At 43.8% G+C, this 10707-nt stretch carries 10 protein-coding genes; all 10 read right to left on the bottom strand.

Going from position 1 to position 10707, the window contains the following annotated elements:
* Nucleotides 1-1205 (bottom strand): peptide ABC transporter substrate-binding protein (locus tag RT269_RS28485; RefSeq protein WP_313187790.1); only part of this gene is annotated, 1205 nt, incomplete at its 3' end.
* 279 nt (nucleotides 1206-1484) lie between these two features.
* Complete coding sequence (locus tag RT269_RS28480; protein ID WP_313187788.1) at nucleotides 1485-3176, bottom strand: peptide ABC transporter substrate-binding protein; 1692 nt, start codon at nucleotides 3174-3176, stop codon at nucleotides 1485-1487.
* Between the two features lie 107 nt (nucleotides 3177-3283).
* On the bottom strand, nucleotides 3284-4261 hold the full coding sequence (locus RT269_RS28475) for an ABC transporter ATP-binding protein (protein ID WP_334308566.1): 978 nt from the start codon (nucleotides 4259-4261) through the stop codon (nucleotides 3284-3286).
* A complete protein-coding gene (locus tag RT269_RS28470; protein WP_313187784.1) occupies nucleotides 4261-5265 on the bottom strand; it encodes an ABC transporter ATP-binding protein in 1005 nt (334 codons plus the stop codon). The genes RT269_RS28475 and RT269_RS28470 overlap by 1 nt, the downstream gene beginning before the upstream one ends.
* Nucleotides 5266-5279: 14 nt before the next feature.
* Nucleotides 5280-6320, bottom strand: a complete 1041-nt coding sequence (locus RT269_RS28465) for an ABC transporter permease (RefSeq protein ID WP_313187782.1) — start codon at nucleotides 6318-6320, stop codon at nucleotides 5280-5282.
* 16 nt (nucleotides 6321-6336) lie between these two features.
* Nucleotides 6337-7254 (bottom strand): ABC transporter permease, encoded by a 918-nt coding sequence (locus tag RT269_RS28460; RefSeq protein ID WP_313187780.1) that lies wholly within the window; start codon nucleotides 7252-7254, stop codon nucleotides 6337-6339.
* Nucleotides 7255-7384: 130 nt separating this feature from the next.
* Nucleotides 7385-8308 carry a translation elongation factor Ts gene (gene tsf / locus RT269_RS28455; protein ID WP_313187778.1) on the bottom strand — a complete coding sequence of 308 codons (924 nt, stop codon included), beginning with the start codon at nucleotides 8306-8308 and terminating at the stop codon, nucleotides 7385-7387.
* Nucleotides 8309-8496: 188 nt separating this feature from the next.
* A complete protein-coding gene (gene rpsB / locus RT269_RS28450) occupies nucleotides 8497-9237 on the bottom strand; it encodes a 30S ribosomal protein S2 (RefSeq protein WP_313187776.1) in 741 nt (246 codons plus the stop codon).
* A 322-nt stretch (nucleotides 9238-9559) separates the two neighbouring features.
* Nucleotides 9560-10375, bottom strand: coding sequence for a GTP-sensing pleiotropic transcriptional regulator CodY (codY, locus tag RT269_RS28445; RefSeq protein ID WP_313187774.1), 816 nt, complete (start codon nucleotides 10373-10375; stop codon nucleotides 9560-9562).
* A gap of 132 nt (nucleotides 10376-10507) precedes the next feature.
* Nucleotides 10508-10707: DNA topoisomerase family protein (locus RT269_RS28440; RefSeq protein WP_313187772.1), on the bottom strand; the 200-nt coding region annotated here is incomplete at its 5' end.

Raw genomic sequence — 10707 nt, 5'->3', positions numbered from 1 at the left:
GCTTTTGCAAGAAGCTCTTTTGCCTTAACAATATCAGCTTCGTGATCAGCAACATTAAAGAAATCGCCGCCATTATTCTTACGAGTCACATCTTCAAAGGAAGAACCATTTTCTGCATCAGAGATGCCAGGGCCAACGAAATTTGTTGACGGAGCATAAATTCCCTGCATAACAGTATTGGCAACATAATCACGGTCAATGGCAAGGCTCAAAGCTTTACGCACATCCGCGTTATTAAACGGCTCCTTCTGGGTCTGGAAGCTTATATAATAGGTACCCATGGTAGCGCCTATCTGGAAATCTTCAGTATTTCTAAGGCTTGGAATCTCTTCCGTAGGAAGGGTTTTGATCATGGATACTTCACCTGACTGGTATGCGCTATAAGCTGCATTGGCATCTTCCATCAGGACAAATTTTAAGGTGTTTAAAGTAACCTTGGCTGCATTCCAGTAATTTTCATTTTTAGCAAAGGTGATGTGGGAACCAGGTACCCATTCAACCATCTTTAACGGACCGTTGCTCACATAGGTCTCCGGTTTTAAGGTCCACTGATCGCCATTGGTATCAATCGTAGCTTTCTGTACCGGAACCATGGATGCATGAGTGATCAGCTTTGAAAAATATACACAGGGAACTTCCAGCTCAACCACAAAGGTCTTATCATCAGGAGCAGATACAGCAAGGGCATCCAGATTGCCTGACGCTGCTTCTTCATATCCCTTTACGTAACCAAGCATATCTTCTCCATATGGAGCAGCTGTATTGGGATCAGCAAGTCTCTTCCAGGAATAAACAAAATCTTCAGCGGTTAACGGTGTGCCATCGCTCCACTTTAAGCCATCACGAAGATGGAAGGTATAGGTAAGCCCGTCTTCAGATACATCAAAAGATTCAGCCTGACCGCCCACTATCTTGTTATCTGGATCTACGATCATCAAAGGTTCATACGCGTGAACAATAATATTGGCACCATCTGCAGCGCTGTTCAGTGCCGGATCAATGGTCTCGGGATTCGGACCAACCTGTACTGCAAGATCAAGTGCTGTAGAAGTTCCATTGGCGGGAGCTGTTGTTTCGCTGTTAGCATCCGCAGCTGTAGTGGTGTCAGAACCTGCTTTCGTGCCAGCAGTATTATTTCCGCCGCAAGCGGAAAGAATCATACCGGAGGCCATAACAGCAGCTAACACAAGTGACATTTTTTTCATATACCGTCCTCCTAATAAAAATTATATTCGATCAACGCAATAACGCTTTAATCAGTTACTGCAATGACATATTCTTTAGCATAACATAAAAACAGAAAAATAGCAATGAAAAAATGGTTTATTAGATAAGATTACGGTCAATCGGATATTCGCAATCCGCAAGTAAGTCCCTGCCCGCCACTTATGCATTTCCGGCATTGAAGCGGGAACTTACCTGATGAGGTGAAATAAAAAATCACCCAGGAAATATTCCTGGGTGATTTGTAAATAACAGATTTTTTAGTCCATGGTAGCAAACTGGAAGAACCAGTATCCATACGGAGAATACCATGTACCCTTTAACTTAGGATCCTGTAACCAGAATTCATTCCGGTAATTCAGCGGTGCAATGGCTGCATCGTTAAGGATTATATTTTCTGCCTCATGAAGCTTCTCATAGTGCTCTTTAACATCAGCTGTGGAGTTGGCCTCATTGAGAAGCTTGTCAAGCTCCGGATTTTTGTACAAAGCATTATTATTGCCGCTTGTAGACATCATCAGGTTTAAAAGATTGGAAGGATCATCATAATCAAGACTCCAGGCATCACGCGCAATCTGATAATCTCCTGCGCGGCGGGTAGGTGTGAAGGTTGCCCACTCAAGGATCTTAATGTCTACGTTAATGCCAAGGGCTTCCTTCCAGCAGCTCTGCAAGTATTCTGCTACCGGTTTGTTATAGCCTGCATCGTTGGTCATATACTCAGTAACAGGGAAACCTTTTCCGTCAGGATATCCGGCCTTTGCAAGAAGCTCTTTTGCCTTAGCAACATCTGATTCATAATTTTCAATATTAAAGAAGTCGCCGCCGTTGTTCTTGCGTGTTACATCCTCAAAGAAGGTTCCGCCTTCTGCATCAGAAACACCGCGGGGAACAAAGTTAGCCGCTGGAGCGCCAATCCCCTGCATAACGGTATTAGCCAGATAATCACGGTCAATGGCAAGGCTTAAAGCTTTACGCACATCCGGATTGTTAAATGGCTCCTTCTGGTTCTGGAAATCTATATAGGAAATACCCATGCCTGGCTCAACATGGAACTCTTCTTTGCCCTTTAGCGCCGGGATCTCCTCTGTAGGTACATCCTTAATCATGGATACTTCTCCGGTCTGATAAGCGCTGTAAGCCGCATTCGCATCTTCCATCAGGACGAATTTTAGAGTATTTAAAGTAATCTTATCTGCGTTCCAATAATTTTCATTTTTCGCAAAAGTAATATGAGAGCCTGGTACCCACTCGATCATCTTTAAAGGTCCGTTAGAGATATAAGTATCAGGCTTTAAGCACCACTGATCCCCAGCCGCATCTACAACTGTCTGCTGCACAGGAACCATGGAGGCATGAGTAACCAGCTTTGAAAAATACACGCATGGAGCGGATAATTCTACTACAAGGGTCTTGTCATCGGAAGCGGAGACACCAAGGGCATCCAGATCTCCGGCAGCTGCCTCTTCATAGCCCTTTACATAGCTAAGCATGTCTGCCCCATAAGGAGCTGCTGTATTAGGATCTGCCAGTCTCTTCCAGGAGTACACAAAGTCATTGGCTGTCAGAGGAGTACCATCACTCCACTTCAAACCATCACGAAGGTGGAAGGTATAGGTAAGTCCATCCTCAGATACATCGTAGGTTTCTGCCTGACCGCCTACAATCTTGTTCTCTGAATCTACGATCAGTAAAGGCTCAAAGGCATGTACGATCACATTTGCACCATCAGCCGCACTATTTAAAGCGGGATCAATGGTTTCCGGGTTCGGGCCGACCTGAACTGCAAGGTCAAGACCTCCAGATGATTCTCCTCCTGGGGTAGTTGCTTCCCCATTCGCTGCATTGGTAGTACCGCCTGCAGATGGACCAGCCGATTTATTACCGCCGCAAGCGGAAAGGATCATGCCGGTTGCCATAACAGCAGCCAATACAAGTGACATTTTTTTCATAAATTCCCTCCTATAGAATATATTTAATCGGCACAGCAATACGTCCATCGTCTGTTGTGCCGATTCGTTCTCAGCATAGCATAAAAACTATAAAATGGCAATGAAAATCAATTTACCTTGTCTAAATGGTGACATGCAGCGAAATGGCCGGAAGAAACCTCTCTCCACTCCGGTTCCTGGGCAGCACAAAGTTCATCCGCATAAGGACACCGTGTGCGGAAGCGGCAGCCGGATGGCGGATTTACCGGGCTTGGTACATCCCCTTCCAGAACAATTCTCTTAGATTTACGGCTGGTTTCCGGATCCGCAATCGGAATGGCAGAAATCAGGCTCTTGGTATATGGGTGCACGCTGTGGAAGGTCAGTTCATAGCTGTCTGCAAGCTCTACCATTTTTCCTAAGTACATAACTCCGATCCGGTTGGAAATATGCTTCACAATGGAAAGGTCATGGGCAATAAACAGATAGGTCAGTCCCAGTTCCTCCTGAAGCTGTTCAAACATATTGACAACCTGCGCCTGAATGGAGACATCCAGAGCCGATACCGGCTCGTCACAGACGATGAACTGAGGGTTCACTGCCAGAGCGCGGGCAATACCCACACGCTGACGCTGACCGCCGGAAAATTCATGAGGGTAACGGTTTGCATGCTCTGAATTAAGTCCTACTGTTGACAGCACAGAAATGATCTGGTCCTGACGATCCTTTTTATTAGAAGCAAGATGATGGATGTCAATCGCCTCGCCGATAATATCCCCAACAGTCATACGGGGATCCAGGCTGGCATAGGGATCCTGAAACACGATCTGCATCTTTCGGCGGTAAGGGAGCATGTTTACCTTGGTAATATCTTTTCCGTCAAAGAAAATCTTTCCTGCGGTAGGCTCATAAAGCCGGAGCAAAGTACGGCCTGTGGTGGTTTTTCCGCAGCCGGATTCTCCAACCAGTCCCAGAGTCTCGCCCTTTTTAATTCCAAAAGAAACGTTATCTACTGCTTTTACGACTTTTTTCTCAAATAACTTGCCTCCGGCAACAGGGAAATACTGCTGTAAATTCTGCACCTCTACAAGATTTTTATTCTCCATCATGCATCTCCCTTCTGTGCCTGTTCATACTCCTGTTTCTGAAGCAGCCAGCAGGCACTATAATGAATATCGGATATATCCGTATACGGCGGCATTTCACGCAGGCAAATCTTCATGCAGGCACGGCATCTGGGCGCAAAAGGACAGCCAGCCGGCGGATTTAACATATCCACAGGGCTTCCTTCAATAGGAACCAGCTTGCTGTGCTCTTTTTCCGTAAGCTTAGGAATGCTTCGGATCAGGCCTTTTGTATATTCATGGCTTGGATTATAAAAAATATCATCCGTATTGCCGTATTCTACAACTTTTCCTGCATACATAACTGCAATTCGGTCGCACATGTTCGCAACCACGCCCAGGTCATGAGTGATCATGACGATCGCCATCCCAAGCTTTTCTTTCAGTTCCATCATCAGCTCCAGAATCTGTGCCTGAATGGTTACATCCAGAGCGGTCGTCGGCTCATCTGCGATCAAAAGCTTCGGCTCACATGCAAGAGCAATGGCAATCATGATACGCTGACGCATACCGCCGGACAGCTCGTGAGGATACTGCTTCAGACGCTTATCCGGCTCATTGATCCCAACCAGGGTCAGAAGCTCCCTTGCTCTTTCATTCGCCTGTTGTTTATTTTTATTTGTATGAAGCATGATCACTTCAGTGATTTGGTTTCCAACTGTGTAAACAGGATTTAAGCTGGTCATGGGATCCTGGAAAATAATAGAAATTTCATTTCCTCGGATCTTTCTCATTTCCTTCTCTGTCATCTTCTCAATCTGGTGGCCGTTAAACTGAAGGGATCCGCCAATCAAGCGTCCAGGATAAGCCGTAAGTCCCATAAGGCTGTAGGCTGTTACAGACTTACCGGAACCGGACTCACCTACAATTCCCAGAACCTCTCCTTCACGAAGATGAAGGGATACATCATTAAGAGCCTTAACTTCTCCAGCCGGGGTAAAGAAGGAAAGACGTTCATTTTCAATATTAACCAAATATTCGTTCATCGAATCTCTCCTCCTTAATCTTTCAGCTTTGGATCGAATGCGTCACGCAGACCATCGCCCAATAAGTTGAAACTTAGAATAATGACAGAAATCATAAGAGCCGGTGCAAACAAACGGTGCGGATAACTTTGCAGACCATTTAACGCAGCGCTTGCAAGACTTCCCAAAGAAGGCATGGGCGCAGCAACGCCAAGGCCAAGGAAGCTTAAAAAGCTCTCCGTAAAAATTGAGGATGGAATCTGCAGCGTAGTCGTTACAATTAAGGTACCAATACAGTTTGTAAGTAAATGTTTCTTAATGATATGACCACTGGATGCTCCAAGGGCTCTTGCCGCAGTTACATATTCCTGCTCTTTTAAAATCAGGATCTGGCTTCGTACGATACGTGCCATACCTACCCAGTAAAGCAGGGCAAATACAACAAAGATACTGATCAAGTTAACACCGATGACCTGGATCCACTGAAAACCGGGTCTTTGAGACAAGGCTTTTAGAGGCTGGTCAAATGCAACGGAAAGCAATACGATAATCAAAATATCAGGTACTGTATAAATCATATCAACAATACGCATCATAATCATATCCACCCAGCCGCCGAAGAAGCCTGCGATGGAACCGTAAAGGGATCCGATGAGTAAAATGATACAGGAAGCGATCAGACCGACCATCAGGGAAACACGGCTTCCCATCATGACACGGACCGCATAGTCACGACCCAGGTTATCCGTTCCTAAAATATGAGGAAATACTTTCTCTCCTGATTCTATAGCAGTCAGTTCTTTTTCAGAATACTGCATGGGAGCAAGATTTTCACTTCCACGGATCTGCTGTTCATACCTATATGGGTAGAATTGAGGGACTAAAAAGGACAAAATAAATACAACAATGATAATAGCAAGGCTGATCATTGAAATCTTATTCTTTTTAAGGCGTCTGATTCCATCCTTCCAAAATCCAACGCTCTTACGCATGACTGTCAGGCTTTCTTTTTCTGCATCACTTGCCGGGAGAAAGTCTTCTACATTAAGCTGTAATGATAATTTATTCTTTGGCATTTCTTTCTCCTTTCCCTTACTTTAGATTAATTCGCGGATCGATGAATTTATAAGCAACGTCGACCAGCACATTCATGATAACCATTAAAGTAGCAAGGAAGATCGTAGTACCCATGATAAGAGGATAGTCACGTCCTGTAATGGAACCAATGAATTCAGATCCCAGGCCGGGAATCGTAAATATCTTTTCAACAATAAAACTTCCTGTTACGGTATAGGCCAAAAGCGGTCCTAAATATGTAACAACCGGAAGAATGGCGTTACGAAGTGCATGCTTAAAGATGCTGACCATCTGGGAAAGCCCTTTGGCACGGGCTGTTCTCATGTAATCCTGTCCCATAACATCCAACATGGAAGAACGCATCAGACGCGCGATATATGAGGACGGATAAAATGAAAGAGCCATGACAGGCATAATGTAGTTTTTCCACGAAGCCAGTCCAAACGTAGGCAAAAGCCCCAGCTTCAGACTCAATATATACATTAGAATAGTACAGACAACAAAACTTGGCACTGCGATTCCGCATGTGCTGAAGATAATAATAATATTATCAACTGCGGTTCCGCGCTTGAATGCAGCAATACTGCCTAATGGAACTCCAACAAGAACAGCGGTCAGAATTGCCATTCCGCCGATCCTTGCAGATACAGGAAATTTTGTTTCAATGATCATGTTCACCGTTCGGCCGCGCTGTTTTACGCTTAATCCTAAATTTCCGTGAAGCAAATCCTTCATATAGGTGATATACTGATCGCTTAACGGTTTGTCCAGGCCGTACTTTTCATTAAGGGCCGCCTGGGCCTGTGGGCTGATGGCCTTCTCTGACATGAAGGGGCCTCCTGGCACCATATTCATGACAAAGAAAGTAACCGTTGCAACAGCAAAGATGGTTACGATCGCCATAGCGATACGCTTTATAATATATTTAGCCACTTTCCTCAACTCCTTTGGTATAGTGATGTCCGTCAGATATGGAAACATCTGTCAATGGTAAACGGACACTGTTTTAAAAGAAAAATCCCATGGATACCCATGGGATTCCCCCCAGAATCCTGCTACAAGATTACTGCATCTGCCTAGCAACTTCTTCTGCAAAGTTCTCTTCCTTCTTTTCAAGACCTTCACCAGTCTCAAAGCGTACGAACTTTTTCACATCTACCTTACCGCCGACTTCCTTGGAAACCTGCTCCAAGTACTTCCCAACAGTTAAATCTCCATCTTTTACATAAGCCTGGTCTACCAGACAGAATTCTTTTAATTCTTTGTTTAAACGACCTACAATCATCTTCTCAAGAATGTTATCTGGCTTATCCGGATTCTCATTCTTAGCCTGAACCTTTAAGATTTCCATCTCATGATCAATGAAATCCTGAGGAATTTCATCTCTCTTCACATACTTTGGAGTTAATGCAGCGATCTGCATGGCAATATTCTTTAAAGCTTCCTTTACAGTGTCATTCACTACTTCTGCATCAGCTTCAATCAAAACACCGATTCTTCCGCCGCCGTGGATGTAATCAACAACGACTCCGTCGGCAACGATCTTCTCATATCTTCTGATGTTCATATTTTCCCCGATCACTGCGATCTGGCTGGATAATGCCTGAGCAACGGTTAAGGAGCTGTCCTGTGTCCAAGTCTCTGCAAGGAATCCTTCCATATCTGTTGCCTGGGAAGTAAGCACCTGAGTTGCAACATCAGCAACATAGTTCTGGAACTGAGCGTTCTTTGCAACAAAGTCTGTCTCACTGTTTACTTCTACGATTGCTGCAGATTTTCCATCTTCTGATACAACCGTGGTAACGATACCTTCTGCTGCAATTCTTCCTGCCTTCTTAGAAGCAGCTGCAAGTCCTTTTTCTCTTAAGAACTCTACTGCTTTGTCCATATCACCGTCTGTTTCCGCAAGGGCTTTCTTGCAATCCATCATGCCCGCGCCGGTCATCTCTCTTAATTCTTTTACCATTCCAGCTGTAACTGCTGCCATTTGTTTTCCCTCCATCAATTGATTTCATCGTTATTGCGATGCTCTTTGGGCACAAAGGTATGCCCGCAGGGCGTTATTTTCAATTTTGATATTTTCAAAGGCCGTTTTATTCACAGGAACCTTTTTCCAGTAAAAAAAGCTTCGACCCGCTTCTCAAAGCAGGTCGAAGCATTCAATCGCCTGAATAATTAAGCTTCTACAGTCTCTTCTGTTTCCTGAGCTGCTTCTGCTTCTTCTGCTACTGCCTCGCCCTGGTTTGCTTCGATTACTGCGTCTGCCATCTTAGATACAATTAATTTTACGGCTCTTATGGCATCATCATTTCCTGGGATCACGAAATCAAGTTCTTCAGGATCACAGTTTGTATCAGCGATACCAATTAACGGAATTCCCAGTGTATGAGCTTCCTGAACGCAGATTCTTTCTTTCTTTGGATCTACAACGAAAATCGCATCCGGAATCTTCTTCATATCCTTGATTCCGCCTAAGTTCTTCTCTAATTTATCCCACTCTTTCTTAAGAGCAATAACTTCTTTCTTAGGAAGAACATCAAATGTTCCGTCCTGGGACATGGTCTCGATCTGCTTTAATCTTGCAACTCTGGACTGGATTGTCTTAAAGTTTGTAAGCATACCGCCAAGCCATCTTTCATTAACAAAATACATACCGCAACGCTCTGACTCAGATTTGATGGCATCCTGAGCCTGCTTCTTTGTTCCTACGAAAAGGATCTTGCCGCCTTCAGCCGCAATGTCAGAAACTGCCTTGTAAGCCTCATCTACCTTAACTACAGACTTCTGTAAGTCAATGATATAGATGCCGTTTCTCTCTGTGTAAATGTATGGAGCCATCTTAGGGTTCCATCTTCTGGTCTGATGACCGAAGTGTACGCCAGCTTCTAAAAGCTGCTTCATTGAAATAACGCTCATGTTACTACCTCCATTTGGTTTAACTTCCGCCCGCTTCTTATGCTCCCAGGGAGACCGGTATCCGGCACCTTCCTCTGGAATCCGCAGACGTGTTTTTTATCAGCCTAGCCAGTATAGCATATCTTTCTACACGATGCAAGTATTTTTTTACATTTTGTGTTCAAATCAAACACAACCTACCATATTTTGTGTACAGATGAAACAATTGGAAATACAAGCATATTCCGATGATCCATAAATTCAAGTCTGAACGTTTTTTCCTTAACCTTCCATATAAAAAAGAGCAGTTTTCACTCTGCTCCTTTTTCTTCTGACAATGGCTTTATATATCTTTGATATCCCGGCGCTCCGGAATATTTTTAATGGTTCCGGCCTTAATGGTTTTCAGTTCATCAAACACCACATCGTTCAGTACTTTAATATAAGTTCCCTTCATACCGGAGGATCTGGATTCAATCACTCCAGCACTTTCAAACTTCCGAAGGGCATTGACAATGACGGAACGGGTGATCCCTACACGGTCAGCGATCTTGCTGGCTACCAGGATGCCCTCATTGCCATCCAATTCCTCAAAGATATGAGTAATAGCCTCTAATTCGGAAAAAGATAAGGTGCTGATTGCAGATTTTACAATCTGCACTTTTCTGGTCTCCTCCGCATTCTCTTCATTAACTGACCGCATCATTTCAAGTCCTACCACCGTGGTGCCATATTCACTTAAAATGATGTCATCGATATCGTATTGAGAATCGGATTTATAAATGAACAGGGTTCCTAATCTTTCCCCTGCAATATCAATCGGTGTGATGATAGCTTGGTATTTTCTGATATCGTCACCAGTGAAACCCAGCGTTTCCAGATTAACGTTCTCCTTTGTTGATAATATGCTGAGCAAACGCTCATTTAACATTGTATCAACATAACCGCCAACCTGGTCCGCGATCAGCTCCTGAATCTCCTCGATGTCCGGTGTCAGGCCAATGCCCAGCACCTTTCCCTTCTTGCTGATCACAAGAATATTCGAATTCAGGATCTCGGTCAGCACTTCACAGATATCGTTAAATACAACCTTATGCGAATTATTGTTATGCAATAATTTGTTAATTTTTCTAGTTTTGTCCAACAACTGTACGCTCATAGCCGAAAACCTCCTTAAGAATTTATGTGAAAAACTAAAATACACCTCTAATGATTAAATATTAACATTATTATTTTCAAATAACAATAGTTTTTTGAAGATTTTCGATTTTCTTAATAATTATTCTTTTTCCTATTTGTCAGTGCTATATCCACATTGCTCATTGGAGCACAGTAATTTACTTCCCTTTTCAACCATGTAAGCTCCGCACTTGGGACAGGCTTTCGTAGAAGGCTTCTGCCAGGACATGAAATCACACTCAGGATTTGCCTCACAGCCATAATAAATTCTACCCTTTTTGGTTTTCTTTATTACTACCTCTTTTCCGCATT

It is taken from the genome of Lacrimispora sp. (assembly GCF_032078915.1).
GTDB lineage: Bacteria > Bacillota > Clostridia > Lachnospirales > Lachnospiraceae > Lacrimispora.
The sequence above is the reverse complement of the archived record's forward strand: the minus strand, read 5'-3'. Positions and strand labels throughout refer to the sequence as shown.

Coding starts and splice junctions, on each gene's coding strand:
- RT269_RS28480 (WP_313187788.1), bottom strand. CDS start 3,176: ATGAAAAAAATGTCACTTGTATTGGCTGCTGTTATGGCAACCGGCATG.
- RT269_RS28475 (WP_334308566.1), bottom strand. CDS start 4,261: ATGGAGAATAAAAATCTTGTAGAGGTGCAGAATTTACAGCAGTATTTC.
- RT269_RS28470 (WP_313187784.1), bottom strand. CDS start 5,265: ATGAACGAATATTTGGTTAATATTGAAAATGAACGTCTTTCCTTCTTT.
- RT269_RS28465 (WP_313187782.1), bottom strand. CDS start 6,320: ATGCCAAAGAATAAATTATCATTACAGCTTAATGTAGAAGACTTTCTC.
- tsf (WP_313187778.1), bottom strand. CDS start 8,308: ATGGCAGCAGTTACAGCTGGAATGGTAAAAGAATTAAGAGAGATGACC.
- rpsB (WP_313187776.1), bottom strand. CDS start 9,237: ATGAGCGTTATTTCAATGAAGCAGCTTTTAGAAGCTGGCGTACACTTC.
- codY (WP_313187774.1), bottom strand. CDS start 10,375: ATGAGCGTACAGTTGTTGGACAAAACTAGAAAAATTAACAAATTATTG.